The organism is Ramlibacter sp. Leaf400 (genome assembly GCF_001424545.1).
In the GTDB taxonomy this organism is placed as follows: domain Bacteria; phylum Pseudomonadota; class Gammaproteobacteria; order Burkholderiales; family Burkholderiaceae_C; genus Ramlibacter.
In genome coordinates this window covers 313,768-339,601 of the sequence record NZ_LMQL01000001.1, presented here as the reverse complement: position 1 = coordinate 339,601, position 25,834 = coordinate 313,768, and the positions used below count along the sequence as shown (strand labels likewise).

Sequence of the window (25,834 nt, the reverse complement as noted above, 5' to 3'; positions counted from 1 at the left end):
ATGTCCTGGCACGCGCGGCTGCGGCTGGACCTGCGGCGGGAAGGCGAACGCTGCACCGCCCGCTTCGAGCACCAGGGCCCGCTGCGCGTACTGCAGACGCTCTACCCGGAAGGGCCGGCGATCTGCCACAACGTGCTGGTGCATCCGCCCAGCGGCCTGGTGGGCGGGGACGAGCTCGACGTGCACATCCGCGTGGGCGCCGGCGCGCACGGGCTGGTCACCACGCCGGGCGCGGCGCGCTTCTACCGCAGCGAGGGCGCGGCGGCCGTTCAGCGCACCCGCATCGAGGTCGAGGCCGGCGGCCGCTTCGAGTGGTTGCCGCTGGAGGCGATCTGCTACAGCGGCTGCATCGCCGAGAACCGGCTTGAGCTGGCGCTCGCGCCCGGCGCTGAGGTGCTGGGCTGGGACGTGTGCGCGCTCGGCCTGCCCGAAGCCAGCCAGCCCTTCGTTGCAGGCAGCCTGCTGCAGCACCTGGCGCTGGGCGACCGCTGGCTGGAGCGTGGACGCCTGGACGCCGCCAATGCCCGGCTGATGGACGGCCCGCTGGGCCTGGCGGGCCGGCGCTGCCTGTCCACGCTGTGGTTCGCCTGCGGCGAACCGCTCGCGCGCGACCGGCGTGAGCGCGCGCTCGACCTGGCCCGCGAGGTGATCGGCCAGCACGGCCTGGCCGCCGACGCGGGCGCCACCAGCCCGGCGGACGGCGTGGTGGTGGTGCGGGTGCTGGCACCGCTGGTCGAGCCGGCGATGGCGCTGCTGCGCGCCATCCGGTCGGCCTGGCGGCCGGCGTTGTGGGACCTGCCGGCAGTCGCGCCTCGGCTGTGGGCGCTGTAGCGCCTTACGTTCGTAGGCACTCACCTGCAAGCAGGGTCCTACGGGGACCGCCGGAGCGCGCCGCCCCACTGCCCGGGCCTCCTCCGGCACCACGGGCGCGGGCCACTGCCTAGAGTGAGCCCATCCAGATTCGCAAGGAGCCCGCCATGAACAGGAAGCACCCGATGCGTCCGCGAAAAAGCCTGCTGCCCTTCGTCGCCGCGTCGCTGCTGGCCATGACCGCCGCGACCGCCCAGGTGGCCGGCAGCGCCACCGGTGCGACGGGCATCGACGCCAGCGGCAACTACCAGTCCGAAGTGCAGGCCTGCCGCAGCGGCCGCACGCAGCAGGACATCGACACGTGCCTGCGCGAGGCGCGCAATGCGCAGGCCGAGCGCAACAAGGGCGCGCTGCGCCAGCCTTCCGACGACTTTCAGGCCAACGCCATGGCGCGTTGCGAGCCGCTGGCCGGCGAAGAGAAGGCCGCCTGCAAGGCCCGCGTCATGGGCTACGGCGATGTGAGCGGCAGCGTGGCCGGCGGTGGCGTGCTGCGCCAGGTCGAGACGGTGGTGATGCCGCCGGGCGCGACCGAGATCAAGGTGGAAGCGCCCAAGACCCAGGAGCCGGTGGTGCTGGTCCCGATGCCCGCGCAGGTCAGGCCCCTTTCGCCGCTACCGCAGCAGTAAAGCAACACCCGGCGCGCGCCGCGAAGGCCGCGCGCCCTTGCTCTTCCTCTCGCGACCCGCGTTGCCGCTCGTAACAGCACGAAGACGGGCCGTTGTCCTACAAGCGTGTACGACGCCGCAGCTAGTCTTGTTGACGTCCGCGGCGTGGCCGCGCGCCTGGCCAAAAGAGCCGACAACCGAGGGTTCAAGCAGTGAAAGAGCAGACGACCACCGCCACCATCGCGCCCGTCAAGACGACCGCTCCCGCGCGCCATGGCTACCGCAACGAAGTGAACTGGGAAGGCGGCTCCAGCCGCCACGAAGATCCGCCGCTGGGCCACTGGCAGCTCAAGGGCCGGCAGCCGTACGCCAACCGGCCGACGGAAGAGGCGTCCGCGCCGGGGGCCAGCGAAGAGTACGCGGCGGGCAACCGCGGCGAGCGGTCCGGGCGGAACCTGGACCAGCTCGAGCGCGTGAAGACGCGTCCCTGACGCGTCGGCGTCAGAGCACGCCGAACAGCATCAGCAGGACGATGACGGCGAGGGGAACGCCCAGCAGCCAGAGGATGACCGGCATTTGAATCTCCTTGGGTTGATGTCGATGTCCCCAAGGTAGTCCCGGGGCCTGCCGCACCGTGCCGGGCGGCGGCACCAGACGAGGTAGGCACGCGCCTACCGGCCCGTCTCAGATCGCCACCAGGCGGCGTACGCCGTCGGCTTCCATCGCCTTGCCGTCGCCCTGCGCGATGACCTCGCCCCGTTCCATGACCAGGTAGCGGTCCGCCAGTTCCTGCGCGAAGTCGTAGTACTGCTCGACCAGCAGGATGGCCATGTCGCCCCGTCCCGCCAGCATGCGGATGACGCGGCCGATGTCCTTGATGATGCTGGGCTGGATGCCTTCGGTGGGCTCGTCCAGCACCAGCAGCCTGGGGCCGGCCGCGAGGGCCCGGGCGATCGCCAGCTGCTGCTGCTGGCCGCCCGACAGGTCGCCGCCGCGGCGCCCCAGCATCTGCTTGAGCACGGGGAAGAGCTCGAACAGGTCGGGCGGGATGGGCGTGCCGGCCTTGCGGTAGGCCAGGCCCATGCGCAGGTTCTCCTCCACCGTCAGCCGCGCGAAGATCTCGCGGCCCTGCGGCACGAAGCCGATACCGGCTCGCGCCCGCTGGTAGGGCGTCCACTGCTGGATGGGCTGGCCGAGGAAGTCGATCGAGCCGGACCGGATCGGCACCAGGCCCATCAGCGACTTGAGCAGCGTGGTCTTGCCCACGCCGTTGCGCCCCAGGATCACCGTGACCTGGCCGGGCTTGGCCTCGAGGCTGACGTCGCGCAGGATGTGCGAGCCGCCGTAGAACTGGTTGATGGTGCGGATGTTGAGCATGGGAAGGGGCTAGGGGCTAGGGGCTAGGGGCTAGGGGTTAGGGGCTCGGCGCTGGCGTTCGATCGGTTCTTCCCTAGTCCCTAGCCCCTGGTCCCTAGCCCCTGCGAAGGCCGCATCAGCGGCCGAGATACACCTCGATCACCCGCACGTCGTTCTGCACCTGCTCCAGCGGGCCCTCGGCCAGCACCGCGCCCTCGTGCAGGACGGTCACTTTCTCCGAGATGGTCTTGATGAAGCCCATGTCGTGCTCCACCACCATCAGCGAGTGCTGGCCCTTGAGCGACAGGAAGAGCTCGGCCGTGCGCGCGGTCTCCTCGTCGGTCATCCCGGCCACCGGCTCGTCCAGCAGCAGCAGCTTGGGGTCCTGCATCAGCAGCATGCCGATCTCCAGCCACTGCTTCTGGCCGTGGCTGAGCGTGCCGGCCAGGCGGTTGACGTGCGCGGCCAGGTGGATGGTGTGCAGCACCGAGGCCAGCCGGTCCGACTGCTCCGAATCGAGCGCATGGAACACCGATGCGCGCACGCCCTTGTCGGTCTTGAGCGCGAGCTCCAGGTTCTCGAACACCGTGAGCTGCTCGAACACGGTGGGCTTCTGGAACTTGCGGCCTATGCCCAGCTGCGCGATCTGCGCCTCCTTGTAGCGCAGCAGGTCGATGGTGCTGCCGAAGAACACCGTGCCGCTGTCGGGCCGGGTCTTGCCGGTGATGATGTCCATCATCGTGGTCTTGCCCGCCCCGTTGGGGCCGATCACGCAGCGCAGCTCGCCGGGGGCGATGTCCAGCGACAGCCTGTTGATCGCGCGAAAGCCGTCGAAGCTCACGCTCACGTCTTCCAGGTAGAGGATGCGCCCATGGCTCACGTCCACCTCGCCCGGCTTGACCAGGCGGGCGAATCCGGCGGCGCGACCGCCGGACTCGGTCTTGCCGGGGGCCGAAGCCGCGCGTGCCGCCGCGGCGCGTCGCGCCCCCTCCTCCATCAAGTCCGGTGTCATGCGGACCTCCGGTTCCAGATGCGGCGAGCCAGCCCCGCGATGCCGTCCGGCAGGAACAGCGTCACCACGATGAACAGCCCGCCCAGGAAGTACAGCCAGAACTCCGGCGCGCTCACCGTCAGCCAGCTCTTGGCACCGTTGACCAGGAAGGCGCCGGCGATCGGCCCGACCAGGGTGCCGCGGCCGCCCACGGCCGCCCACACGGCGATCTCGATGGAGTTGGCCGGGCTCATCTCGCCCGGGTTGATGATGCCCACCTGCGGCACGTAGAGCGCGCCGGCCACGCCGCACATCACGGCCGACAGCGTCCACACCGCGAGCTTGTAGCCCACCGGGTTGTAGCCGCAGAACATGACGCGCGATTCGCCGTCGCGGATGGCTTGCAGCACGCGGCCGAACTTGGCCCCCACCAGCCAGCGCGCCAGCAGGAAGAAGCCCAGCAGCGTCACGCCGGTCAGCACGAACAGCGCCATGCGCATCTGCGGCGTCTGCAGCGCCACGCCCAGGATGCGCTTGAAGTCGGTGAAGCCGTTGTTGCCGCCGAAGCCGGTCTCGTTGCGGAAGAACAGCAGCATGGCGGCATACGTGAGCGCCTGCGTGATGATGGAGAAGTAGACGCCCTTGATGCGCGAGCGGAAGGCGAAGTAGCCGAACACGAAGGCCACCAGGCCCGGCACCGCGACCACCAGGAGGCAGGTGGCGACGAAGCTGTCGGAGAAGGTCCAGTGCCAGGGCAGCGCCTTCCAGTCCAGGAACACCATGAAGTCCGGCAGGTCGCTCTTGTAGTTGCCGTCGCGGCCGATCTGCCGCATCAGGTACATGCCCATCACGTAGCCGCCCAGCGCGAAGAACAGGCCGTGGCCGAGCGACAGGATGCCGGTGTAGCCCCAGATCAAGTCCATCGCCAGGGCGGCGATGGCGTAGCACATGATCCGCGCGGTGAGCGCCACCGCGTAGTCGCCCATGTGGAAGGCGCTGTCGGCGGGGACGACCAGGTTGAGCAGGGGCGCGACGGCGCAGACCATCACCAGGGCCACCAGGAAGGCGGTCCAGCCGGTCTTCGTCAGCAGCGGCTTGCGCGACGGAAGGAGTTCCTCCCTCCCCCSSYGGGGGAGGGTTCCAGCAGCCGGGCGTCGGGAGGCAGGACCGCGCTCATGCTTCCGCACTCCTTCCCTTGACCGCGAACAACCCCTGCGGCCGCTTCTGGATGAACACCACGATCAGCACCAGCACGGCGATCTTGGCCAGCACGGCGCCGGCCCAGCCTTCGATGAACTTGTTGAGCACGCCCAGCCCCAGCGCCGCGTACACCGTGCCCGCCAGCTGGCCCACGCCGCCCAGCACCACCACCATGAACGAGTCCACGATGTAGGCCTGTCCCAGGTCCGGCCCCACGTTGCCGATCTGGCTCAGCGCGCAGCCCGCGAGACCGGCGATGCCGGAGCCGAGCGCGAAGGCATAGGTGTCCACCCGCGCCGTGTTCACGCCCATGCAGGAGGCGATCGGCCGGTTCTGCGTGACGCCGCGCACGAACAGCCCGAGCCGCGTGCGCGCGATCAGGAAGGCCATGCCGGCCAGCACCGCGAAGGCGAAGCCGACGATCACGATGCGGTTCCAGGGCAGCTGCAGGTTGTCCATCAGCACCACGCCGCCGCTCATCCAGCGCGGGTTCTCCACCGCGACGTTCTGCGCGCCGAAGACCGTGCGCACCAGCTGCATCAGCATCAGGCTGATGCCCCAGGTGGCCAGCAGCGTCTCCAGGGGCCGGCCGTAGAGGAAGCGGATCACGCCGCGCTCCAGGATGGCGCCGACGCCGGCCGACGCCGCGAAGGCCACCGGCACGGCCGCCACCAGGTACCAGTCGAACGCGCCCGGGAACCAGCTGCGGAACACGCCCTGCACCACGTAGGTGGCGTAGGCGCCGATCATCATCAGCTCGCCGTGCGCCATGTTGATCACGCCCATCAGCCCGTAGGTGATGGCCAGGCCCAGCGCCACCAGCAGCAGGATGGAGCCCAGGCTGATGCCGGAGAACACCTGCGCCAGCCGGTCGCCCCAGGCCAGGGCCGACTCGACCTGGCGCAGCGAGGCCTGCAGCGCCGCCTTCACGTCGGCTTCGCCCTCCTCGCGCAGGCGCTCCAGCAGCAGCGTCTTGGTGGCCGGGCTGCGGCTGCCCGCCAGCAGCGTCGCCGCCGCCAGGCGCTTGGCCTTGTCGCTGCTGCCCAGGAGCGCCGCCGCCCGCACCAGCGCGAGCTGCTCCTTGATCGCGGCGTCCTTCTCGGCGGCGTAGGCCTTCTCGATCATCGGCAGCTTCGACTCGTCGGGCTCCTTCTGCAGGGAGGCCACGGCCTGGGCGCGCAGGTTGGCGTCGGGCGAGGAGAGCTTGATCGCGGCCAGCGCGCCGTCGATCTCGCCGCGCATGCGGTTGTTGCTGACCACGTCCTCGGCGTCGGCGGGCACCGCCACGGCGGCGCCGCTGACCGGATCGAGCCCCTGGCCGTCACGCACGATGAAGACCTTGTCGCCGGCCGCCTTGACCGCGTCGTCCCCCAGCGCCTGCAGGAACACGACGGTCCTGTCGTCGGCCGTGGCCACGGCCTTGTTCATCGCCTCGATCCGGGCGTCGGTCTCGCCGACCGCCATGGCCGTGGCCTCGGCCGCCGTGAGGGCGTGGGCCTGCACGCTGAAGGCGGCGGCCAGGAGGAGAAGGAGGAATCGCTTCATGCAGGAACCTGTGGGATGGACGGCGCGCCGCCCATCGCGCAGGACCCGAGGCCCCGGAGGAACAACGCTTCCCCGTCATTCCCGCGGAGGCGGGAATCCAGGGCTTGCGCCTTCAGCATCGTCGAAGGGAAGCACTGGGTCCCCGCCTTCGCGGGGACGACGAAGTGGTTGGTTCGCCGGCTTGCTCAGACCTTGCTCTTGCCGTCTGGCTCGTCCTTCTTCTTGTCGTTGCCTTCGATGAAGGGCGACCAGGGCTTGGCCTTCACCGGACCCGGCGTCTTCCACACGATGTTGAACTGGCCATCGCCCTTCACCTCGCCGATGAACACCGGCTTGTGCAGGTGGTGGTTCTTCTCGTCCATCTTGGCGGTGAAGCCCGAAGGCGCCTTGAAGGTCTGGCCGCCCATGGCCGCGATCACCTTGTCGACGTCGGTGGACTTGGCCTTCTCCACGGCCTGCTTCCACATGTAGACGCCGATGTAGGTGGCCTCCATCGGGTCGTTGGTCAGCGGCTTGTCCTTGTGGCCGGCGATGTTCTTGGCCTTGGCGTAGGCGGCCCACTTCTTGGTGAACTCGTCGTTGGTCGGGTTCTTGACCGACATGAAGTAGTTCCACGCGGCCAGGTGGCCCACCAGCGGCTTGGTGTCGACGCCGCGCAGTTCCTCCTCGCCCACCGAGAAGGCGACCACCGGCACGTCCTTGGCCTTCAGGCCGGCGTTGCCCAGCTCCTTGTAGAACGGCACGTTGGAGTCGCCGTTGATGGTGGAGATCACGGCCGTCTTGCCGCCGGCGGAAAACTTCTTGATGTCGGCGACGATGGTCTGGTAGTCGGCGTGGCCGAACGGCGTGTACTTCTCTTCGATGTCGCTGTCCTTCACGCCCTTGGACTTCAGGAAGGCGCGCAGGATCTTGTTGGTGGTGCGGGGATAGACGTAGTCGGTGCCCAGCAGCACGAAGCGCTTGGCGCCGCCGCCTTCCTTGCTCATCAGGTATTCCACCGCGGGAATGGCCTGCTGGTTGGGCGCGGCACCGGTGTAGAACACGTTCTTGGACAGCTCCTCGCCCTCGTACTGCACGGGGTAGAACAGCAGGCCGTTGAGCTCCTCGACCACCGGCAGCACGGACTTGCGGCTCACGCTGGTCCAGCAGCCGAACATCACCGCCACCTTGTCCTGGGTGAGCAGCTGCTTGGTCTTCTCGGCGAACAGCGGCCAGTTGGACGACGGATCCACCACCACGGGCTCGAGCTTCTTGCCGAGCACGCCGCCCTTGGCGTTGATCTCCTCGATGGCCATCAGGGCCGTGTCCTTCAGGACGGTCTCGGAGATCGCCATGGTGCCGGACAGGCTGTGCAGGATCCCCACCTTGATGGTGCCGCCGGACTGCGCCAGCGCGGGAAGGGAGGCGGTGCCCGCCAGGGCCACCGCGGCGGTCAACGCCTTGAGGGTGAATCGTCTTTGCATCTTGCTGCGCTCCAAAAGAGGAAGGGGCCGGGAGGTTGGGACCACCGGGCGTCGGGGCCCGAATGGACGAGGTCCATGCTAGGGAGCCGATCAGGCAGCGGAAATACGCCGCATGGCGTACAGGGGCCGCGCGAAGGCACGCTCTCGTAACAAAGGCAAACCAGCCGACCGCGAGGTGGGAGGCGAAAAAGCCGTGTTCCTACAGGGGCCGGCGCGCAGGCTCGGCATCATGGCCGCCCGACGAAGGAGCCCGACATGTCTTCCATGCTCAGCAAGGTGTCCCCCACCATCACCAACATGATCCGCATGGACCACACGCACGTGGTCTCGGCCTTCCACCAGTACCAGGTCGACACGCCCGCGCGCGTGAAGAAGGGGCTGGCCGACAACATCTGCCTGGCCCTGGAGGTGCACGCCCAGCTGGAAGAGGAGATCTTCTACCCGGCGCTGCGCGAGGTGGCGCCGGACGAGGCGCTGGAGAAGGCCAAGCCCGAGCACGACGAGATGCGCAGCCTGATCGCGCGCCTGCGCGTGCTGCAGCCCGCCGACGCGGCCTTCGACCAGACGGTGTTCGACCTGATGCGCACCGTGCTGCACCACGTGGCGGAGGAAGAGACGCAGCTGCTGCCCAAGGCCGAACGCCTGCTGGCCAGCCAGCTGTCGGAGATGGGCGCGCGCATGACGCGCCGGCGCATGCAGCTGGTCGGCCCGCGCACGGGTGAACTGGCGGGGAGCATGGCCCGGTCGATGAGCACGGGGACCATGCTGGCGGCGGCCGGGGCGATCGCTGCCGCGGGCGGGTTGTTGCTGGCGCGCAAGACTTCGGCGACGCCCAGCAGGGGCCAGTGGTTCAACCCGACCCGCTGGGGCCACTGAGCCCGTCATTCCCGCGGAGGCGGGAATCCAGGGCTTCCGTCTTCGACGCCGCCCCGGGCGCGCTGCGCTGGGTCCCCGCCTGCGCGGGGACGACGATCATTCCCCGAACCCCGGATGCAGCTGCCGCATCCGGTTCATCGCCATCGCCGCCGCCGCCGTGCGCGTCTCCACCCCCAGCTTGGACAGGATGCGCTCCAGGTGCTTCTTCACCGTCGCCGGGCTGGCGCCCAGGATGTCGGCGATGTCGCGGTTGATCTTGCCCTTGGCCACCCAGTAGAGGACCTCCGCCTCGCGCGCGGTGAGCTTGAAGGCCAGGCTCATGGCCTCGATCACGGCCGCATCGGACACCTCGCGCATCACGATCAGCCAGTCGCCGCCCTCCTCGTCCTGCCCGATCTGCTGGTGCAGGCGGAAGTTCAGGCGCCGCGCGCCCAGTTCGGCGGTGAACCGGGGCGGCTCGACCTGCTGCAACGCCAGCACGAGGTGCCGCCGCAGCCAGTCCACCACCGGCTGCGGCGCCAGCGGGCCGCTGCTGCCGTAGTACGCCTGCAGCAGCTCGCGCGCCAGCGGCGTCTGCCACAGCAGCCGGCCATCGCCCGCGCGCACAGCGATGCTGGCGTAGCCGAAGGCGTCGAGCGCGTTGCGCGTCTGGCGCGCCTGCCGGGCGCCCTGCATGTGCACGTTCATGCGGGCCAGAACTTCCTTGGGCTTGATCGGCTTGGTGACGTAGTCGACCCCGCCCGCGTCCAGCGCCGCCACCAGGTGCTCGGTCTCGGTGAGCCCCGTCATGAAGATGATCGGGATGTGCGCCGTGCGCGGCGTCGCCTTCAGCCGCCGGGCCACCTCGAAGCCGTCCATGCCCGGCATCATCGCGTCGAGCAGCACGATGTCGGGCAGCGCCTGTTCGGCACGCGCGAGTGCCGCGGCGCCACTGGTGGCCACCAGCACGGTGTAGCCGGACTCGTCCAGCGCATCGTGCAGCACCGCCAGGTTGTCGGGCACGTCGTCGACCACCAGCACCACGTCGCTGTTGGCGCGGTCCAGGGCCTGGTGCAGCGCTTCCTGCGTCACCGCGTGGCCTCCCCGGCGATCTGCCGCCCCAGCGCCTCGAACTGGAAGCCCTGGGCGAGTTGCCGCGCGGCGCGGCAGAAGGCGGCGGTGGCCGGCTGCGCGGCCTCGATCTCGTCGAGCTTGTTCAGCACGCCGCGCGGATAGCCCAGCTGCACCAGCTGCACCAGCGCCTCCAGCGAGCCCGCGTCGGGACGCGCCCCGGAGGGGGCGAAGACCGCCGGCGCGGGTGGCGTCGCCACCGGCTCGCCGTAGGTCCAGCGCAGGGCCAGCGATCGCTGCAGCCAGTCCAGCAGTTCGACGTGGCGCACGGGCTTGAGGATGAAGTCCTCCGGCCGGATGCCGGCGTCGTTCTCCAGCCCCTTGTCGAAGGCGTTGGCCGACACGATGGCCACCTTGGCGCGGAACCCGGACAGGCGCCGCGCCCGGCGCAGCGTCTCCCAGCCGTCGATGCCCGGCATGGCGAGGTCCATCAGCACCGCATCGGGCGCCAGGCCCGCGGCCAGCAGGTCCAGCGCGTCGTGGCCGCTGGCGGCGGTGCGCAGCTCGAAGCCCAGGGGCTCGAGCAGCTGCACCAGCAGCTCGCGGTCGGCCTCCTCGTTGTCCACCACCAGCAGGCGTCGGCGCGGGCCCTCGTAGCCGCGCGGCCGCGCCGGCGCCACGGCCTGCAGCGCCGGGCCGTGCACCTGCGGCAGGAAGAGGTGCACGACGAAGGTGGAGCCGCGCCCCGGCTCGCTGCCCACCGAGAGCTGGCCGCCCATCAGGTCGGTCAGCATCTTGGCGATGGTCAGGCCCAGGCCGGCGCCGGGCGCGGACTCGGTGGCGCCCTCGCCGCGCGCGAACGGCTCGAACACCTTGGCGATCTCGGCGGCCGACATGCCGGGACCGGTGTCCGCGATCTCCACGTGCGCCATCTCGCGCGCATAGCGCACGCGCAGCGACACGCGGCCCTCGGCGGTGAACTTCACCGCGTTGCCCAGCAGGTTGATCAGGATCTGGCGCACCCGCTTCTCGTCCGCCCGCACGACCTCGGGGATCGCCCCTTCCACGTCGAAGCGGAAGCCCAGGCCCTTGGCCGCGGCCTGCAGCTCGAACAGGCCGGCCATCTCGTGCACGCAGTCGGCGAAGCGCATGGGCTTGGCGCTCAGCGTGAGCTTGCCCGCCTCGATGCGCGCGATGTCCAGCGTGCCCTCGATCAGCGACAGCAGGTGCTCGCCGCCGCGCCGGATCACGTTGACGGCCTGGCGGCGGTGGGGAGGCAGCGCCGCGTCCTCGCCCATCAGCTGGGCGTAGCCCAGGATGCTGTTGAGCGGCGTGCGCAGCTCGTGGCTGATGGCGCTGATGTAGCGGCTCTTGGCCTGGTTGGCCTGCTCCGCCGCGCGGCGCGCCTCGTCGGCCGCGCGCTTGGCCTCCTGCAGCGCCTGGTCGGTCTGGCGGTGCGACTCGATCTCGCGCACCAGCAGGTGGGTCTGGCGGTTCGATTCCTCCTGCGCCACCTGCCGGCTCTTGTGCGCCAGCACCAGCCACCACGACACGATGCCGGCGATCACCAGCAGCGCGAAGTAGGCCTTGAGCAGGCCGCCGCCCAGCGCCTCGCGCGCGGTGTCCACCGCGTCCGGCAACAGCGCCTCCAGCGTGCGCAGCTCCTGGTGGTAGAGCAGGCCGAACACCGCGGCCAGCAGCGGCACGATCACCGTCATCAGCAGCAGGAAGTGGCCCAGGCCGGTGTCCAGGTAAGGCCAGACGCGCCGCGGCAGCACGGCGCGCAGCGCGGCGGACCACTGGGCGGCCAGCCGCGCCTCGGGCTTGCAGGCGTCGCCGCAGCGCGCGTCCAGCGTGCAGCACAGCGAGCAGATGCAGCCCTGGTAGGCCGGGCAGTGCGCCATGTCGGGCGCCTCGTATTCCTGCTCGCAGATCACGCAGCGCTGCAGCGTGGCGCCGTCCACGGGACGTGCCTCCGCCTTGCGCGCCAGGTAGTAGCGGCCGCGAGTGGCCCAGGCGATGGCCGGTGCGGCCGCGAAGGCCACGCCCATCGCGATCAGGGCGGAGAAGGCCTGCGCCAGCGTGCCGAAGGCACCCAGCCAGGCGGCGATGGACGCGGTGGACGCCAGCGCCATCGCGCCCACGCCCACCGGGTTGATGTCGTACAGGTAGGCGCGGCGGAACTCGATGCCGCGCGGCGACAGACCCAGCGGCTTGTTGACCACCAGGTCGGCGACCACGGCCATGATCCAGGCGATGGCGATGTTGGAGTACAGGCCCAGCACGTCGCCCAGCGCCTGGAAAACGTTCATCTCCATCAGCATGAAGGCGATCAGCGTGTTGAACACCACCCACACCACGCGGCCCGGGTGGCTGTGGGTGACGCGCGAGAAGAAGTTGGACCAGGCCAGCGAGCCCGCGTAGGCGTTGGTGACGTTGATCTTGAGCTGGGAGATCACCACGAAGATGGCGGTGGCCGCGACGGCCCAGCCGAAGTGGGGGAACACGTACTCGTAGGCCGCCAGGTACATCTGGTTGGGATCGACCGCGCGCTCGGCCGGCACCATGTGGCTGATCGCCAGCCAGGCGAGCAGGGCGCCGCCCAGCATCTTGAGCACGCCCAGCACCACCCAGCCCGGCCCGCCGGCCAGCACGCCCAGCCACCAGCCGGTGCGGCGCCCCGGTTCTGCGCGCGGCATGAAGCGCAGGTAGTCGGCCTGCTCGCCCATCTGCGTGATCAGGGCCACGCCCACGGTGAGCGCCGCACCGAAAGCGTGCAATTCGAAGCCTCCGGACGGGTTCTTCTCCCCGACGTAGTGCACGACGCCCGAAAACGCCCCAGGATCGCGCGCCAGCACGTACGCGAAAGGCACCACCAGCATCACCAGCCAGACCGGCTGGGTCCAGGCCTGCAACCGGCTGATGGCCGAGATGCCATGGGTGACCAGCGGGATCACGACCAGCGCGCACACCAGGTAGCCCCAGCTGGGCGGGATGCCGAGCGCCAGCTCCAGGGCATAGGCCATCACCGCCGCTTCCAGCGCGAAGAAGATGAAGGTGAACGAGGCGTAGATCAGCGAAGTGACCGTGGAGCCCATGTAGCCGAAGCCCGCGCCCCGCGTGAGCAGGTCCATGTCGATGCTGTAGCGGGCTGCATAGACGCTGATCGGCAGGCCGGCCAGGAAGATGATGAGCCCGGTGGCGACGATGGCCCAGAAGGCGTTGAGGAAGCCGTACTGCACCAGCAGCGTGGCGCCCACCGCTTCCAGGATGAGGAACGAGGCGGCGCCGAAGGCGGTGTTGGCCACGCGGAAGGCCGGCCACTTGCGAAAGCGCTGCGGCGTGTAGCGCAGCGCGTAGTCCTCCATGGTCTCGCGGGCCACCCAGCTGTTGTAGTCGCGCCGGACCTTCACCACCCGCTGGGGGGGATCGGCCGGCAGGATGGGGATGACCTCGCTCACGGGGCTGCTGTGCAAGCGCCGTGCCGGGGCCCGTTCCGGGGTAGCCCGGCAGGCACGGGGCTTGCACTAACATGGTTCGCACCATGGAACTCACCCCCCGCGAGAAAGACAAGCTGCTGGTCTTCACGGCCGCCCTGCTGGCCGAACGCCGCAAGGCGCGGGGGCTCAAGCTCAACTATCCGGAAGCCGTCGCGCTGATCTCGGCGGCCGTGATGGAAGGCGCGCGCGACGGCCGCACCGTGGCGCAGCTGATGTCGGAGGGCCGCGCGGTCCTCACCCGCGCCGACGTGATGGAAGGGGTTGCCGAGATGATCCCCGACATCCAAGTCGAAGCCACCTTCCCCGACGGCACCAAGCTCGTGACGGTGCACCAGCCGATCGTCTGAAGAACAAGGAGAAACGATGATCAAGTCCCGCGCCGCCGCCCTGCTGCTGTGCGCCCCCGCCGCCTGGGCGCACGAAGGCCACGGCCTGCCCGGCTCGCACTGGCACGCCAGCGACGCCTTTGGCCTGCTGCTGGTGGGCGGCCTGGGCGCGCTGGTGATCTACTGGCTCTTCGGCGGCAAGTGATGGCCGTGGTCCCGGGCGAACTGATCACCGAAGACGGCGAGCACGAGCTCAACCCCGGCCGCCGCACGCTGACCCTGGTGGTGCGCAACACCGCCGACCGGCCGATCCAGGTGGGCTCGCACTACCACTTCGCCGAGACCAACGGCGCGCTCGATTTCGACCGCACCGCCGCGCGCGGCATGCGGCTGAACATCGCCTCCGGCACGGCCGTGCGCTTCGAGCCCGGGCAGCAGCGCACGGTGGAACTGGTCGACTATTCCGGCGCGCGGGCCGTCTACGGCTTCCGCGCCCAGGTGCAAGGGAAGCTCTGAACATGGCGAAGATCGGGCGCCGCGCCTACGCGGAGATGTTCGGCCCCACCACCGGCGACCGCGTGCGCCTGGCCGACACCGACCTTGTGATCGAGGTCGAGGACGACTACACGCTGCGCGCCGGCGGCTACGGCGAGGAAGTGAAGTTCGGCGGCGGCAAGACCATCCGCGACGGCATGGCCCAAAGCCAGCAGACGCGCGCGCAGGGGGCGATGGACTGCGTGCTGACCAACGCGCTGATCCTGGACCACTGGGGCATCGTGAAGGCCGACATCGGCCTCAAGGACGGCCGCATCGCCGCCATCGGCAAGGCCGGCAATCCCGACACGCAGCCCGGCGTGGACATCGTCATCGGCGCGGGCACCGAGATCATCAGCTGCGAAGGCAGCATCGTCACCGCCGGCGGCATCGACAGCCACATCCACTTCATCTGCCCGCAGCAGATCGAGGAGGCGCTGGCCTCGGGCATCACCACCATGTTCGGCGGCGGCACCGGGCCGGCCACGGGCACCTTCGCCACCACCTGCACGCCCGGGCCCTGGAACATCGAGCGCATGCTGCAGGCGGCGGAAGCCTTCCCGATGAACCTGGGCTTCATGGGCAAGGGCAACGCCAGCCAGCACGCGCCGCTGCGCGAGCAGATCGACGCCGGCGCCATCGGCCTGAAGCTGCACGAGGACTGGGGCACCACGCCCAGCGCCATCGACACCTGCCTGGACGTGGCCGACGAGACCGACACCCAGGTGGCGATCCACAGCGACACGCTCAACGAATCGGGCTTCGTGGAGAACACGATCGCGGCCACCAAGGGCCGCTCGATCTGCGCCTTCCACACCGAGGGCGCGGGCGGCGGCCACGCGCCGGACATCCTGCGCGTGGTGGGCGAGGCCAACTTCCTGCCTTCGTCCACCAACCCCACCATGCCGTACACGGTGAACACGCTGGACGAGCACGTGGACATGCTGATGGTGTGCCACCACCTGGACCCGGCGATCGCCGAGGACCTGGCCTTCGCCGAGAGCCGGATCCGCAAGGAGACCATCGCGGCCGAGGACATCCTGCACGACCTGGGCGCGATCAGCATGTTCAGCTCGGACTCCCAGGCCATGGGCCGGGTGGGCGAGGTGATCCTGCGGTGCTGGCAGACCGCGCACAAGATGAAGCTGCAGCGGGGCAAGCTGCCGGCCGACGCCGAGCGCCACGACAACGCGCGCGCCAAGCGCTACGTCGCCAAGTACACGATCAACCCCGCCATCGCGCACGGCATCAGCCACGAGGTGGGCAGCCTGGAGCCGGGCAAGTGGGCCGACCTGGTGGTGTGGAAGCCGGCGTTCTTCGGCGTCAAGCCTTCGCTGATCGTCAAGGGCGGCAGCATCGCGATGGCTGCGATGGGCGATCCCAACGCCTCCATCCCCACGCCGCAGCCGGTGCACTACCGGCCGATGTTCGGCGCGTTCGGCGCGGCACTGGGCAAGGGCTCAATCACCTTCGTCTCCAAGTCGGCGCTGGCCGCGGGCGTGGGCCAGCGCTACGGTCTGGCCAAGCAGCTGTCGGCCGTGCAGTCGATCCGGCAGGTGCGCAAGCACCACCTGGTGCACAACGACTACCTGCCCCAGATGGAGATCGACCCGCAGACCTACGCCGTGCGGGCCGACGGCCAGCTGCTGACCTGCGAGCCGGCCAGCGTGCTGCCGATGGCGCAGCGATACTTCCTGTTCTGATGATCACCGTTTCCAAATGCCTGGCCGGCGGCCGGGGCCTGGCGCCTGCGCTGGTGCGCCGCGCCGCCACCGTGGAACTCGACTGGGACGTGCGGCAGAAGAGCCGCTTCGAGGCCACCGACTCCGGCGGACGCAGGCTCGGCGTGTTCCTGCCTCGCGGCACCGTGGTGCGCGGTGGCGACGTGCTGGTGGCCGAGGATGGCTCGCTGGTGCGCGTGGTGGCCGCGCCGCAGCCGGTGCTGAGGATCACGCACTGCTCCGCGCACGGCACGGCCTTCGACCTGACCCGGGCGGCCTACCACCTGGGCAACCGCCACGTGGCGATCGAGCTGAAGCCCGACCACCTGAAGATCGAGCCCGACCACGTGCTGGCCGACATGCTGCGCGGCATGCACCTGATCGTGGCGCAGGTGTCGGAGCCGTTCGAGCCGGAGGGCGGGGCGTACTCGGGCGGGCACGGTGGCCACGGCCACTCGCACGCCGAGGGACACGACCACGCGCACGAGCCGCACGATCACGAAGGCCACGGCCATGGACAGGACCACGGGCATTCGCACTGACGCCGCGCTGCTGCGGCTGATCTGGCTGGCGTCGCCCGCGCTGCCGGTGGGCGGGTTCTCCTACTCCGAGGGCCTGGAGGCCGCGGTCGAGGCGGAACTGGTCCGCGACGAAGCGAGCGCAGCGCACTGGCTGGTCGAGCAGCTTCACCTGGCGCTGGCCGAAGCCGACCTGGCCGTCGTCGCGCAGGCCGTGCCCGCCTTCCGCGCGGGCGACGCTGTGCGCGTGGCGGAACTCGACCGCTGGGTGCGCCGCACGCGCGAGACCAGCGAGATGCGCCTGCAGTCCGAACAGATGGGCCGCTCGCTGGGCGACTGGTCGCGCTCGCTGGAGGCGCAGCCGTCCGCGCGCGAGCACTTCACCTACCCCGTCGCCTTCGCCTGCGCCGCCGCGCCGCTGCAGGCTCCCGTGCACGACATCGTGCTCACCTTCGCTTTCGGCTGGGCCGAGAACATGATGCAGGCGGCGATCAAGGCCGTGCCCCTGGGCCAGGCCGCCGGGCAGCGCATCCTGCAGCGGTTGGCCGAGGAGATCCCGGCTGCCGCCGAGCACGCGATGCGCCTGTCCGACGACGACCGCCAGGCCTTCGCGCCGCGCCTGGCCATCCTGTCGGCGCAGCACGAAGCCCAGTATTCACGACTGTTCCGATCATGAGCACACTTCACCACATCCCCGACCGCACGAAGAAACTGCCGCCGCTGCGCGTGGGCATCGGGGGCCCGGTGGGCTCCGGCAAGACCACGCTGCTGGAGATGCTGTGCAAGGCCATGCGCGAGCGCTGGGACCTGGTGGCGATCACCAATGACATCTACACCAAGGAAGACCAGCGACTGCTGACCGTGAGCGGTGCGCTTCCGGCCGAACGCATCATGGGCGTGGAGACTGGCGGCTGCCCGCACACCGCGATCCGCGAGGATGCGTCGATCAACCTGGAGGCCATCGACCGCATGCTGGGCGAGTTCCCCGATGCCGACATCGTCTTCGTGGAGAGCGGTGGCGACAACCTGGCCGCCACCTTCAGCCCGGAGCTTTCGGACCTGACGATCTACGTCATCGACGTGGCCGCCGGCGAGAAGATCCCGCGCAAGGGCGGGCCGGGCATCACCAAGAGCGACCTGTTCGTGATCAACAAGACCGACCTGGCCCCGCACGTGGGGGCGGACCTTGCGGTGATGGAAGCGGACACCAAGCGCATGCGCAAGGACAAGCCGTTCGTGATGACCAACCTGAAGACGCGTGAGGGGCTGGACAGGGTGGTGAGCTTCATCGAGACGAAGGGGCTGCTGGGACAGGTCGGCTGAACGAAGGCTCGCAAGCAGCGAGCCGCTCTCAAGCGGCGGGCATCTGCCGCAGCCTTTGCGCACTGCCCTGCAGTCCCGCGAAGATGGGGTCCACGACGCGCTGGGGGAACCCTGCCGGCAGCTTCGCGTTCACCTCGTCGACCGCCGCGGCAACGCGTTCCAGGATGCCCTCGATCAGCGGTTCTGCGCTGGCGCCATACCCGCACTTGCGCGCCATGGCATTGAAGTGCCGGCGCTGGATGTCCTTCAGCAGGTAGTGCCTGTTCTTGGCCGACACCGCCATGGCCAGCTTCGACTTGTGCCACGTGAGCTGGTTGGGCCCGTTGCCGACGATCGGCCAGATCGACACGACGTCATAGACGGGCGTCAGCCGATAGCGCCCCTGGGGCAGCAGCTGGATGCTGAAGTTCTTGGCATGCCCGTCGGTGGCGGCCAGCATCCAGAACAGGATCTGGGCCTTCAGCAAGGTCGCGATGTCCTGCTCACCCCGCTCCGAGTTCGCAAGGATCCTGGCGATGTCAGGAAGGCCCGGGCCGCCTTCGGCCTCGTACTTGCGGGTGTGCGGCAGCCCGTGGACCTGGCAGAAGTCCTCTTGCGGCAATCTCATGATCCAGCGGCCGGACGAATGCAGCTGCCGGTCGAACCGCTCGACGCAGAGCACGCGCTGGCCCGCGAAGTCGAGCATCGATGCGTTCGCCACGGGCAGGCCGAAGGCCCGCAGGAGCTGCAGGCACAGCCACTCGTTCTCGACCGAGGTGGTCAGGTCGGCCTTCATGTGGCCCACCAGGCCGAGGGGGAGCTTCAGGATGTGGGTGGTCGGCGTGGATGCGCGCGGCATCTGCCAGCCACCGGCGTGCCACAAGAGGGCCGTCTTCTCCTGGGCGCCAGCGATGGAGATGCGGAACTCGCCCTCGGCGCCCTGCCCCGGAGCCGGCGGTGCCAGCATGCCCTGCAGGTGCGCGGCGATCGCTTCGCCGGACATCGGCGTGCCCCGGATGCGATCGAACCCCTTGGGGGAGTCCTCCAGCGGGAGGAGCTGGACGGCTCCGACGCAATCCCGGCCGATGGCCGACAGCAGGTCGAAGGGGTCGGTGGATCCGGTCTTGAACCTGCCTGCAACTCGCTTGCGCATGTCCGTGCTGTCCGGCAGCAGGTTGTCGAAGTAGTTCTGCACCACCTGGCCCCTGAGGGGCGCGTTGTCCACGCCGAAGGGGAGCGACAGCGACAGGGGGCGAACCCATTCGGATTCGCGCCAGGCCTCGTCGTACTGCAGTTCCATGTCGCCGCGGGCGGGGATGCGCCAGGTGGCGACCCGCACGCCATTGGCCCACACCGACAGTGCGCGCGCGTGCGATCTGCGGCCCACCCCTACCACTCCGCCTTGGCGGCTTTTGCGCCCTTGGCGGCCATGGCGACTTTGGCGCCTTCGGTGGCGGCCGGCTGAGGCTTGCGTTTCGCGTCGACCACCAGTTCCAGGCCAACGACCGCGCAAAGCCTCAGGAGCTGATCGGCCGTCAGGCGGCCCGGATCCAGCTCGATGGCAGAGATGCGCTTCTGGCTCAGGCCCAGGCGGGCGCCGACTTCGGCCTGCGTCAATTTCCGGGCCTTCCGCGCGGACTGCAGGAGCTGGCCGAGCTGCATGGTGGTCAGGAGAGGCGCCGGCATCGTTTACTCGTATTACGGGTAAACGTAGTTTAGTCGTATTACAAGTAAATTACCAATACCCGTATGACGAGTATCTTGCAGATGCTCGCGGACGCGAGCGGTGTGCTTCAGCCGCGGATGCGCAGCACCACGTTGCCCACCGGCTCCCCCGCCTCCACCGCCTCGTGCGCGGCGGCGATCTGCTCCAGCGGGAACACCGCGCCTATCGTGTGCGACAGGGCGTCGGCCTGCAGCAGCCGGCCGATTTCGGCGACCGCCGCCTCGCGGTCGGGCGGCAGCAGGTCGTACACCAGGAAGAAGAGGAACTGCAGCGATCCCCACAGCGCGGTGCGGAAGTCGATCGGCAGGTCGCCGCGCTGGTTGGAGCCGTAGCACACGAAGCGGCCGTGGGCCTTCAGCACGCCCTGCGGCAGCAGCTTCGCCGTGCTGGAGAAATCCATGTCGATGATGGCGTCCACGCCCGCGCCGGACGTGAGCGCCTTCACCCGCCCGGCCACGTCTTCGCGCTTGTAGTCGATCACGTGCGCGGCGCCGGCGTCACGTGCGTGCTCGCGCCGGCCGGGCGAGCCGGCGGTCGCCAGCACGGTCGCGCCGCGACCGCGCGCCAGTTGCGTGATGTAGTGGCCCACGGCGCTGCCGCCGCCCGTCACCAGCACCGTGCGCCCCTGCAGGTCGCCGGCCAGGCGCACCGCCTGCAGGGCGGTCAGCAGCGGGATGCCGAAGCAGGCCGCGGCCTCGAAGCCCACGTGCGCGGGCAGGGGCACGGCCTGCTGCTGGGCCAGCGCGATGTATTCGGCGGCCGTTCCCATCGGCCGCTGCCACTGGCCGTTCCACACCCACACGCGCTGGCCGATGCGCTCGCGCGGGACACCCTCGCCCACCTCGACGATGACGCCGGCGCCATCGCTGTGCGGGACGATGATCTTCGAGTCGAGCGGCCGGCCGACGCGTGACTTCACGTCCGAGGGGTTGACGCCCGAGGTGTGGAGCTCCACCAGGACCTCGCCGGCTTGCGGAGCGGGGCGGGGCAGCTCGCCGAGCTCCAGCACTTCACGGGCGGGGCCGAGTTTCGAGTACCAGGCGGCTTTCATGGGTTTCTCCGATTGCAGCGGGGGCTTGCGATTCTGGAGCGGCCGGGGGCCGAACGGCAGACGATCGCCGTTGGCGGAAGCGGTGAGATTCGAACTCACGGATGTCTTGCGACATCGCCGGTTTTCAAGACCGGTGCATTCAACCGCTCTGCCACGCTTCCGGAAGACCGGCATTCTAGAGGCGCGCGCGCCGCGCCACGGATGAGCTTGCGGTGGCGCGGCCGTGGGGCAAAATGTTTCCATGACCTACGGTGAACTTCTACAGCGCGCGCTCGGCCAGGGGATGGCCGTCGAACGCGCCCTGGAGTTCCTGCGGGGCAGCGGCGCGTCTCCCGCGGAGGCCGCCCGCGCGATCCAGGAGACGATAGGTGCCAGCGTCGACGAGGCGCGCGACCTGGTTGCGCGTACCCGGGCCTGGTCGGCGCCGCGCTCCGGCGTGCAGTTGCCCGGCCGGCCGCGCGAGGGATACGGCGCCATCGGCCAGCACGGCCGCTCGGGCCACGGCGCCGCCAGCGTGCTGCCGCATCTGGTGCGGCAGGCCCAGTCCCATGCGGGGTCGGGCAAGGGCGGCGGCCGCTAGTTCGCCTTCGGGCCGCGGTGCCCGTCAGCTGTCCAGGAACAGGCCCTGCAGGTCGCTGAGGAAGTCGAAGCCGCGCTCGGTCGGCTGCACCCAGCCGCCATCCACCAGCAGGAAGCCCTTGCGCTCGCCCTCCCCCAGCGCGCCCTGGATCGAGGACAGCGGCAAGCCCGTGCGCTCGAAGAAGGACTGCAGCGAAAAGCCCTGGCGCAGCCGCAGCGCATTGAGCATGAACTCGAACGGCAACTGCCGGCGCGGCACATCCTCTTCCTGCGCCACGGCGTTGCCGGCCAGGGCGTTGTCCATGTACAGGCGCGGCTCGCGAAAACGGATCTGCCGCACGACGCGGTGGGCGAAACTCAGCTTGCCGTGCGCGCCGGCGCCCAGCCCCAGGTAGTCGCCGAACTGCCAGTAGTTCAGGTTGTGGTGGCAGGCGTGCGCGGGCTTGGCATACGCCGAGACCTCGTAGCGCTCCAGCCCGGCGCCGCCCGTCATCTCGGTGATGCGGTCCAGCATCGCGTAGGCCAGGTCGTCGTCCGGCACCTTGGGCGGGAACTTGGCGAACACCGTGTTCGGCTCGATCGTCAGGTGATAGACCGACAGGTGCGGCGGCAGCAGCGCGAGCGCCTGCGTCAGGTCCTGCTCCAGCATGGCCAGGTCCTGGCCCGGCAGGGCGTACATCAGGTCCAGGTTGAAGGTGTCGAAGGCCAGTGCCGCCTCTTCCGCCGCGGCGATGGCCTGGCGGCTGTCGTGCACCCGACCCAGGGCCCGCAGGTGGCGGTCGTCGAAGCTCTGGACGCCGATGGACAGCCGCGTGACGCCGGCATCGCGGAAGGCGCGGAAGCGGTCCTTCTCGAAGGTGCCGGGATTCGCCTCCAGCGTGATCTCGCAGCCCGGCTCCAGCTTGAGCCGCGCGCGCAGGCCGGCGATCAGCGACTCGATCGCCTTGGGCGAGAACAGGCTGGGCGTGCCGCCACCGATGAAGATGCTGTGCACCGTGCGGCCCCACACCAGCGGCAGCGAGGCTTCCAGGTCGGCCATCACGGCGTCGAGATAACGCTGCTCGGGGATCTCGCCCTTGGACTCGTGCGAGTTGAAGTCGCAGTAGGGGCACTTGCGCAGGCACCAGGGCAGGTGCACGTACACCGACAGCGGCGGCAGCGCCGGCAGCTGCAGCAGCCCGGGCCGCATGTAGTGGGCCGGATCGGGTCGGGTCGCGTTCACAGCCAGCGCTCCCGCATCAGCTGCACCATCTGCCGGGCGGCCTGGCCGCGGTGGCTGTTCGCGTTCTTCACCTCGGGCGGCAGCTGCGCGAAGGTCTTGCCGAAGGCCGGGATGTACATCACCGGATCGAAGCCGAAGCCATGCTCGCCGGCCGGCTCGAGCGCGATCTCTCCGACCGCGCGGCCGACCGCGATCAGCGGCTCGGGGTCCTGCGGCGACCGCACGGCCACCAGCGTGCTCACCAGCGCGGCGCGGCGCTCCTGCAGGCCGCGCATCTGTTCCAGCAGCGCCTTGACGTTGTTGTCGTCACCCTTCTCGTAGCCGAACTGCGTGGCGTAGTAGGCCGTGTCCACGCCGGGCAGGCCGCCAAAGGCGTCGACGCACAGGCCCGCGTCGTCGGCCAGGGCCGGCAGGCCGCTGTGCTGAGCGGCATGGCGCGCCTTGGCCAGGGCGTTCTCGACGAAGGTGCGGAACGGCTCCTCGGCTTCGCCCACGCCCAGGTCGGCCTGCCGCACCAGCTCGATGCCCAGCGGCGCGAGCATGGCCTGCAGCTCCGCCAGCTTGCCGCGGTTGTTGGACGCCAGGACGATGCGCGACACCTGCAAGGCCGGCTCCTCAGGACGCCAGGGGCTGCTGCAGTGCGCGGCCCTGGAGTTCGACCAGTTCGGCGATGCCCTTCTCGGCCAGGCGCAGCAGCTGGTCCATCTCGGTGCGGGTGAAGGCCACGCCTTCGGCCGTGCCCTGCACTTCCACGTAGTGGCCGGCACCGGTCATCACGACGTTCATGTCGGTGTCGCAGCCGACGTCCTCCACGTACTCCAGGTCCAGCAGCGGCGTGCCCTGCACGATGCCCACCGAGATCGCGGCCACGGGCCCGGTGATGGGCGATGCGGCCAGCTTGCCGATCGACATCAACTGATGGACGGCATCCTGCGCCGCGACGAAGGCGCCGGTGATGGCGGCGGTGCGCGTGCCGCCATCGGCCTGCAGCACGTCGCAATCGAGGTGGATCGTGCGCTCGCCCAGCGCCTTGAGATCGAACACCGCCCGCAGCGAGCGACCGATCAGGCGCTGGATCTCCTGGGTGCGGCCGCTCTGCTTGCCGCGCGCGGCCTCGCGGTCGCCGCGGGTGTGGGTGGCGCGCGGCAGCATGCCGTACTCGGCCGTGACCCAGCCTTCGCCGCTGCCCCGCTTGTGCGGAGGCACCTTGTCCTCCACCGAGGCGGTGCACAGCACGCGCGTGAGGCCGAACTCGATGAGGACGGAGCCCTCGGCGTGGATGGTGAAGCCGCGCGTGATGCGCACGGGGCGAAGCTGGTCGGCGGCGCGGCCGCCGCTGCGGATGAATTGCATGGGGAAGGGGCTAGGGACTAGGGGCTGGGGACTAGGGGAAAAACAGATTCAGGCCGGCGGCCGGGAACACCCGATTTTCGGCTGTTTCCCTAGCCCCCAGCCCCTCGCCCCTAGCCCCTGGTTTTCTGCGCGGCCGAGCGCTTGATCGCCTCGTTGATCTCGGCGATCGAGCGCTCGATGGCGTCGTCGTCCAGGTCGTCGATCAGCGTGTCCATCACGCCGGCCTGGATGGTGGAGGCGAACACGCCGTCGGAGATGCTGTCGGTGGACACGCCGTGGGTGGACTCGAACGCGTCGGGCGTCTCCCACTCCAGCGCGATCACGGTGACGTTGTCGCAGGTGGCGCCGCCGTTTCGAAGCGCGAGCTCCACCAGGTCGGGCGTGGCCTCGGACACCGGCTTGGCGCTGAGGTGGCGCACGATCTCGGCGTCTTCCACCGAGCTCCACAGGCCGTCGGAGCACAGCAGCAGCTTGTCGCCCTCCTGCAGCACCACCGGGCCCGTGATGTCGTACACCGGCTTGGTGGGGGAACCCAGGCAGGTGAAGAGGATGTTGCGGTTGATCCGCTCCGTCCTCATCATGGCCGCCGCGTGCTGCTCCAGGTAGGAGTGGTCGCGGGTGCGGGTGAGCAGCTCGCCGCCCCGCACCACGTACAGGCGCGAGTCGCCGCAGTGCACCCAGCAGGCCGAGTTGCCCTGCAGGACGGCCGCCACCAGCGTCGTGCGGGGCGTGTCCAGCATGCCCTTCTCGCCGGCGTAGCGGATGATCTGGTGGTGCGCCGCCATCAGCGCGCCGGAGAGGAACTCGGCGGGATCGCGCACCACCGGGCGCGCGTCGCGCTGGTAGAGGGCCGAGATGGTCTGCAGCGCGAGCTGCGCGGCCACTTCGCCTTCCGGGTGGCCGCCCATGCCGTCGGCCAGCACGAAGAGACCCGACTCCCGCGTGTAGCAGTAGCCCATGCGGTCTTCGTTCTTCTCGCGCGAGCCCTTGCGGCTGATCTGGAAGACCGAGAATTTCATCTGGAGGGCCCGGTTACTTCAGCTTGGCGCCGAAGTGGGTGGCCTTGCGGATGTTCTTCTTGGAGTCCGACACCATGTTGTCGAACTGCAGGCGCATCTTCTCGCCGACCGTGAGCTTGGTGTAGCGGCGCTCGCCCTCGCGGCTGAGCTCCTTTTGCAGCGCGAACACCGATTGCGGGCGCGACAGCGGGTCGAGCGACATGCACCACTCCACCACCTCGATCAGGTTGTCCGAGTACACGCCGCGCAGGCGCGAGAGGGCCAGCGCCAGGCGGTCCTTCTCCAGCCGCTGGGGCGCGTCGTTGGGCGGGTAGCCCTGCATGCAGGCGTAGATGCAGGCGCCGATGGCATAGATGTCGGTCCACGGGCCCATCGACGAATCGCGCCGGTACATCTCGGGCGCGGCGAAGCCGGGCGTGTACATCGGGCGGATGAAGTTGCCTTCCTTGGACAGCACTTCGCGCGCCGCGCCGAAGTCGATCATCACCGCCTTGTTGTCGTCGGTGATGAAGATGTTGGCCGGCTTGATGTCCAGGTGCAGCATCTTGTGCTGGTGCACGATGCGCAGGCCGCGCAGGATCTCGTCGAACAGCGAGCGGATGGTCGACTCGCGGAAGACCTTCTGCTTCTTCAGTTCGCGCGCGGTGATGATGAAGTCCTGCAGGGTCCCGCCCTCCAGGTAGTTCATCACCATGTAGACGGTCTCGTTCTCGCGGAAGAAGTTGAGCACGCTCACCACCGAGGCGTGCGAGATCTGCGCGAGCGAGCGGCCTTCCTCGAAGAAGCTCTTGAGGCCGAGGCGGTAGAGGGAGAGTTTCTCGGGCTGCACCTGCGGCAGCAGCTCGCCGGGGGCGCGGGTGGCCAGGGAAGCGGGCAGGTATTCCTTGATCGCGACCTGCTGGCCTTCGTTGTCGACGGCCAGGTACACCACCCCGAAACCACCGGCGGAGAGCTTTCGCACCACCCGGTAGCCGCCGATGACGGTATCCGGAGGCAGGGGCGCCGGCTTGACCTTTGACATAATTTG

General features: G+C 69.6%; 27 protein-coding genes and 1 tRNA gene. 12 read left to right on the top strand and 16 right to left on the bottom strand.

The genetic code is table 11. From position 1 onward, the window contains the following. From ASG30_RS01650 to ASG30_RS01640, 3 genes are all read left to right on the top strand, one after another. Complete coding sequence (locus tag ASG30_RS01650; RefSeq protein ID WP_055891583.1) at positions 1–831, top strand: urease accessory protein UreD; 831 nt, start codon at positions 1–3, stop codon at positions 829–831. Positions 832–977: 146 nt separating this feature from the next. After that, a complete protein-coding gene (locus ASG30_RS01645) occupies positions 978–1,496 on the top strand; it encodes a hypothetical protein (protein ID WP_055891581.1) in 519 nt (172 codons plus the stop codon). A gap of 191 nt (positions 1,497–1,687) precedes the next feature. Then, positions 1,688–1,966, top strand: a complete 279-nt coding sequence (locus ASG30_RS01640) for a hypothetical protein (protein ID WP_055891578.1) — start codon at positions 1,688–1,690, stop codon at positions 1,964–1,966. 193 nt (positions 1,967–2,159) lie between these two features. Here the strand turns inward: ASG30_RS01640 and urtE are convergent, their stop codons facing one another. The 5 genes from urtE to urtA form a co-directional block, all read right to left on the bottom strand. Next, positions 2,160–2,852: an urea ABC transporter ATP-binding subunit UrtE gene (gene urtE, locus ASG30_RS01635; RefSeq protein ID WP_055891575.1), complete on the bottom strand. Its 693-nt coding sequence runs from the start codon at positions 2,850–2,852 to the stop codon at positions 2,160–2,162. Positions 2,853–2,967: 115 nt separating this feature from the next. Beyond that, a complete protein-coding gene (gene urtD, locus ASG30_RS01630; RefSeq protein WP_055891572.1) occupies positions 2,968–3,843 on the bottom strand; it encodes an urea ABC transporter ATP-binding protein UrtD in 876 nt (291 codons plus the stop codon). After that, positions 3,840–4,880: an urea ABC transporter permease subunit UrtC gene (gene urtC / locus ASG30_RS01625; RefSeq protein ID WP_327212914.1), complete on the bottom strand. Its 1,041-nt coding sequence runs from the start codon at positions 4,878–4,880 to the stop codon at positions 3,840–3,842. Before urtC ends, urtD begins: the two co-directional genes overlap by 4 nt. A gap of 115 nt (positions 4,881–4,995) precedes the next feature. Continuing rightward, positions 4,996–6,567 (bottom strand): urea ABC transporter permease subunit UrtB, encoded by a 1,572-nt coding sequence (urtB, locus tag ASG30_RS01620; protein ID WP_055891569.1) that lies wholly within the window; start codon positions 6,565–6,567, stop codon positions 4,996–4,998. A 185-nt stretch (positions 6,568–6,752) separates the two neighbouring features. After that, the gene (gene urtA, locus ASG30_RS01615) at positions 6,753–8,030 is read right to left on the bottom strand and encodes an urea ABC transporter substrate-binding protein (RefSeq protein ID WP_055891943.1); all 1,278 of its coding nucleotides are present in this window, start codon (positions 8,028–8,030) and stop codon (positions 6,753–6,755) included. Between the two features lie 255 nt (positions 8,031–8,285). On the opposite strand from urtA, the gene ASG30_RS01610 reads away from it, so the two are divergent. Further along, on the top strand, positions 8,286–8,906 hold the full coding sequence (locus tag ASG30_RS01610; RefSeq protein WP_055891568.1) for a hemerythrin domain-containing protein: 621 nt from the start codon (positions 8,286–8,288) through the stop codon (positions 8,904–8,906). A gap of 96 nt (positions 8,907–9,002) precedes the next feature. Here ASG30_RS01610 and ASG30_RS01605 read toward each other — a convergent pair whose 3' ends face one another. Together ASG30_RS01605 and ASG30_RS01600 are read right to left on the bottom strand one after the other, a co-directional pair. Next, positions 9,003–9,977, bottom strand: a complete 975-nt coding sequence (locus tag ASG30_RS01605) for a response regulator (RefSeq protein ID WP_055891565.1) — start codon at positions 9,975–9,977, stop codon at positions 9,003–9,005. After that, a complete protein-coding gene (locus ASG30_RS01600; protein ID WP_082521832.1) occupies positions 9,974–13,324 on the bottom strand; it encodes a hybrid sensor histidine kinase/response regulator in 3,351 nt (1,116 codons plus the stop codon). Before ASG30_RS01600 ends, ASG30_RS01605 begins: the two co-directional genes overlap by 4 nt. Positions 13,325–13,500: 176 nt before the next feature. On the opposite strand from ASG30_RS01600, the gene ASG30_RS01595 reads away from it, so the two are divergent. From ASG30_RS01595 to ureG, 7 genes are read left to right on the top strand one after another with little or no spacing between them, the layout of a single operon-like run. Continuing rightward, complete coding sequence (locus tag ASG30_RS01595; RefSeq protein WP_055891941.1) at positions 13,501–13,803, top strand: urease subunit gamma; 303 nt, start codon at positions 13,501–13,503, stop codon at positions 13,801–13,803. Between the two features lie 16 nt (positions 13,804–13,819). Continuing rightward, entirely contained in the window at positions 13,820–13,987 is a 168-nt protein-coding gene (locus ASG30_RS22315) for a hypothetical protein (protein ID WP_156385374.1), read from the top strand. 5 nt (positions 13,988–13,992) lie between these two features. Beyond that, complete coding sequence (locus tag ASG30_RS01590; RefSeq protein WP_055891937.1) at positions 13,993–14,298, top strand: urease subunit beta; 306 nt, start codon at positions 13,993–13,995, stop codon at positions 14,296–14,298. A gap of 2 nt (positions 14,299–14,300) precedes the next feature. Then, positions 14,301–16,019, top strand: coding sequence for an urease subunit alpha (gene ureC / locus ASG30_RS01585; RefSeq protein WP_055891560.1), 1,719 nt, complete (start codon positions 14,301–14,303; stop codon positions 16,017–16,019). Further along, positions 16,019–16,579 carry an urease accessory protein UreE gene (ureE, locus tag ASG30_RS01580; RefSeq protein WP_055891558.1) on the top strand — a complete coding sequence of 187 codons (561 nt, stop codon included), beginning with the start codon at positions 16,019–16,021 and terminating at the stop codon, positions 16,577–16,579. The genes ureC and ureE overlap by 1 nt, the downstream gene beginning before the upstream one ends. After that, entirely contained in the window at positions 16,551–17,231 is a 681-nt protein-coding gene (locus ASG30_RS01575) for an urease accessory protein UreF (protein ID WP_055891555.1), read from the top strand. Before ureE ends, ASG30_RS01575 begins: the two co-directional genes overlap by 29 nt. Next, positions 17,228–17,878, top strand: a complete 651-nt coding sequence (ureG, locus tag ASG30_RS01570) for an urease accessory protein UreG (RefSeq protein ID WP_055891552.1) — start codon at positions 17,228–17,230, stop codon at positions 17,876–17,878. Before ASG30_RS01575 ends, ureG begins: the two co-directional genes overlap by 4 nt. Before the next feature lie 28 nt (positions 17,879–17,906). Here ureG and ASG30_RS01565 read toward each other — a convergent pair whose 3' ends face one another. The 4 genes from ASG30_RS01565 to ASG30_RS01550 all read right to left on the bottom strand — a co-directional run bounded on the left by ASG30_RS01565 (position 17,907) and on the right by ASG30_RS01550 (position 20,795). Continuing rightward, positions 17,907–19,244 (bottom strand): type II toxin-antitoxin system HipA family toxin, encoded by a 1,338-nt coding sequence (locus ASG30_RS01565; RefSeq protein WP_055891549.1) that lies wholly within the window; start codon positions 19,242–19,244, stop codon positions 17,907–17,909. A 2-nt stretch (positions 19,245–19,246) separates the two neighbouring features. Then, positions 19,247–19,519 carry a helix-turn-helix domain-containing protein gene (locus ASG30_RS01560; RefSeq protein WP_442965646.1) on the bottom strand — a complete coding sequence of 91 codons (273 nt, stop codon included), beginning with the start codon at positions 19,517–19,519 and terminating at the stop codon, positions 19,247–19,249. Positions 19,520–19,650: 131 nt separating this feature from the next. Then, positions 19,651–20,634 (bottom strand): NADPH:quinone reductase, encoded by a 984-nt coding sequence (locus ASG30_RS01555; RefSeq protein WP_055891546.1) that lies wholly within the window; start codon positions 20,632–20,634, stop codon positions 19,651–19,653. 71 nt (positions 20,635–20,705) lie between these two features. Then, positions 20,706–20,795 (bottom strand) — tRNA-Ser (locus ASG30_RS01550). 80 nt (positions 20,796–20,875) lie between these two features. Here ASG30_RS01550 and ASG30_RS01545 point away from each other — a divergent pair. Continuing rightward, complete coding sequence (locus ASG30_RS01545; RefSeq protein WP_055891544.1) at positions 20,876–21,214, top strand: hypothetical protein; 339 nt, start codon at positions 20,876–20,878, stop codon at positions 21,212–21,214. 24 nt (positions 21,215–21,238) lie between these two features. On the opposite strand, the gene hemW is transcribed toward ASG30_RS01545, so the two are convergent. The 5 genes from hemW to ASG30_RS01520 form a co-directional block, all read right to left on the bottom strand. Then, positions 21,239–22,402, bottom strand: a complete 1,164-nt coding sequence (hemW, locus tag ASG30_RS01540) for a radical SAM family heme chaperone HemW (RefSeq protein WP_082521812.1) — start codon at positions 22,400–22,402, stop codon at positions 21,239–21,241. A gap of 29 nt (positions 22,403–22,431) precedes the next feature. Beyond that, the gene (locus ASG30_RS01535) at positions 22,432–22,977 is read right to left on the bottom strand and encodes a non-canonical purine NTP pyrophosphatase (RefSeq protein WP_055891927.1); all 546 of its coding nucleotides are present in this window, start codon (positions 22,975–22,977) and stop codon (positions 22,432–22,434) included. Positions 22,978–23,050: 73 nt separating this feature from the next. Further along, positions 23,051–23,788, bottom strand: a complete 738-nt coding sequence (gene rph, locus ASG30_RS01530) for a ribonuclease PH (protein ID WP_055891538.1) — start codon at positions 23,786–23,788, stop codon at positions 23,051–23,053. A gap of 110 nt (positions 23,789–23,898) precedes the next feature. Continuing rightward, positions 23,899–24,807 carry a PP2C family protein-serine/threonine phosphatase gene (locus ASG30_RS01525; RefSeq protein WP_055891534.1) on the bottom strand — a complete coding sequence of 303 codons (909 nt, stop codon included), beginning with the start codon at positions 24,805–24,807 and terminating at the stop codon, positions 23,899–23,901. Between the two features lie 13 nt (positions 24,808–24,820). Next, positions 24,821–25,828: a serine/threonine protein kinase gene (locus ASG30_RS01520; RefSeq protein ID WP_055891530.1), complete on the bottom strand. Its 1,008-nt coding sequence runs from the start codon at positions 25,826–25,828 to the stop codon at positions 24,821–24,823. Between the last annotated feature and the right edge of the window lie 6 nt (positions 25,829–25,834).

What these genes read in the sequence shown, in the direction of transcription:
- ASG30_RS01650 (WP_055891583.1), top strand. Translation starts at nt 1, where the DNA reads ATGTCCTGGCACGCGCGGCTGCGGCTGGACCTGCGGCGGGAAGGCGAA.
- ASG30_RS01645 (WP_055891581.1), top strand. Translation starts at nt 978, where the DNA reads ATGAACAGGAAGCACCCGATGCGTCCGCGAAAAAGCCTGCTGCCCTTC.
- urtE (WP_055891575.1), bottom strand. Translation starts at nt 2,852, where the DNA reads ATGCTCAACATCCGCACCATCAACCAGTTCTACGGCGGCTCGCACATC.
- urtD (WP_055891572.1), bottom strand. Translation starts at nt 3,843, where the DNA reads ATGACACCGGACTTGATGGAGGAGGGGGCGCGACGCGCCGCGGCGGCA.
- urtB (WP_055891569.1), bottom strand. Translation starts at nt 6,567, where the DNA reads ATGAAGCGATTCCTCCTTCTCCTCCTGGCCGCCGCCTTCAGCGTGCAG.
- urtA (WP_055891943.1), bottom strand. Translation starts at nt 8,030, where the DNA reads ATGCAAAGACGATTCACCCTCAAGGCGTTGACCGCCGCGGTGGCCCTG.
- ASG30_RS01610 (WP_055891568.1), top strand. Translation starts at nt 8,286, where the DNA reads ATGTCTTCCATGCTCAGCAAGGTGTCCCCCACCATCACCAACATGATC.
- ASG30_RS01600 (WP_082521832.1), bottom strand. Translation starts at nt 13,324, where the DNA reads ATGGAGGACTACGCGCTGCGCTACACGCCGCAGCGCTTTCGCAAGTGG.
- ASG30_RS01595 (WP_055891941.1), top strand. Translation starts at nt 13,501, where the DNA reads ATGGAACTCACCCCCCGCGAGAAAGACAAGCTGCTGGTCTTCACGGCC.
- ASG30_RS22315 (WP_156385374.1), top strand. Translation starts at nt 13,820, where the DNA reads ATGATCAAGTCCCGCGCCGCCGCCCTGCTGCTGTGCGCCCCCGCCGCC.
- ureC (WP_055891560.1), top strand. Translation starts at nt 14,301, where the DNA reads ATGGCGAAGATCGGGCGCCGCGCCTACGCGGAGATGTTCGGCCCCACC.
- ureE (WP_055891558.1), top strand. Translation starts at nt 16,019, where the DNA reads ATGATCACCGTTTCCAAATGCCTGGCCGGCGGCCGGGGCCTGGCGCCT.
- ASG30_RS01575 (WP_055891555.1), top strand. Translation starts at nt 16,551, where the DNA reads ATGGACAGGACCACGGGCATTCGCACTGACGCCGCGCTGCTGCGGCTG.
- ureG (WP_055891552.1), top strand. Translation starts at nt 17,228, where the DNA reads ATGAGCACACTTCACCACATCCCCGACCGCACGAAGAAACTGCCGCCG.
- ASG30_RS01560 (WP_442965646.1), bottom strand. Translation starts at nt 19,519, where the DNA reads ATGCAGCTCGGCCAGCTCCTGCAGTCCGCGCGGAAGGCCCGGAAATTG.
- ASG30_RS01555 (WP_055891546.1), bottom strand. Translation starts at nt 20,634, where the DNA reads ATGAAAGCCGCCTGGTACTCGAAACTCGGCCCCGCCCGTGAAGTGCTG.
- ASG30_RS01545 (WP_055891544.1), top strand. Translation starts at nt 20,876, where the DNA reads ATGACCTACGGTGAACTTCTACAGCGCGCGCTCGGCCAGGGGATGGCC.
- hemW (WP_082521812.1), bottom strand. Translation starts at nt 22,402, where the DNA reads ATGCGGCCCGGGCTGCTGCAGCTGCCGGCGCTGCCGCCGCTGTCGGTG.
- ASG30_RS01535 (WP_055891927.1), bottom strand. Translation starts at nt 22,977, where the DNA reads ATGCTCGCGCCGCTGGGCATCGAGCTGGTGCGGCAGGCCGACCTGGGC.
- rph (WP_055891538.1), bottom strand. Translation starts at nt 23,788, where the DNA reads ATGCAATTCATCCGCAGCGGCGGCCGCGCCGCCGACCAGCTTCGCCCC.
- ASG30_RS01525 (WP_055891534.1), bottom strand. Translation starts at nt 24,807, where the DNA reads ATGAAATTCTCGGTCTTCCAGATCAGCCGCAAGGGCTCGCGCGAGAAG.
- ASG30_RS01520 (WP_055891530.1), bottom strand. Translation starts at nt 25,828, where the DNA reads ATGTCAAAGGTCAAGCCGGCGCCCCTGCCTCCGGATACCGTCATCGGC.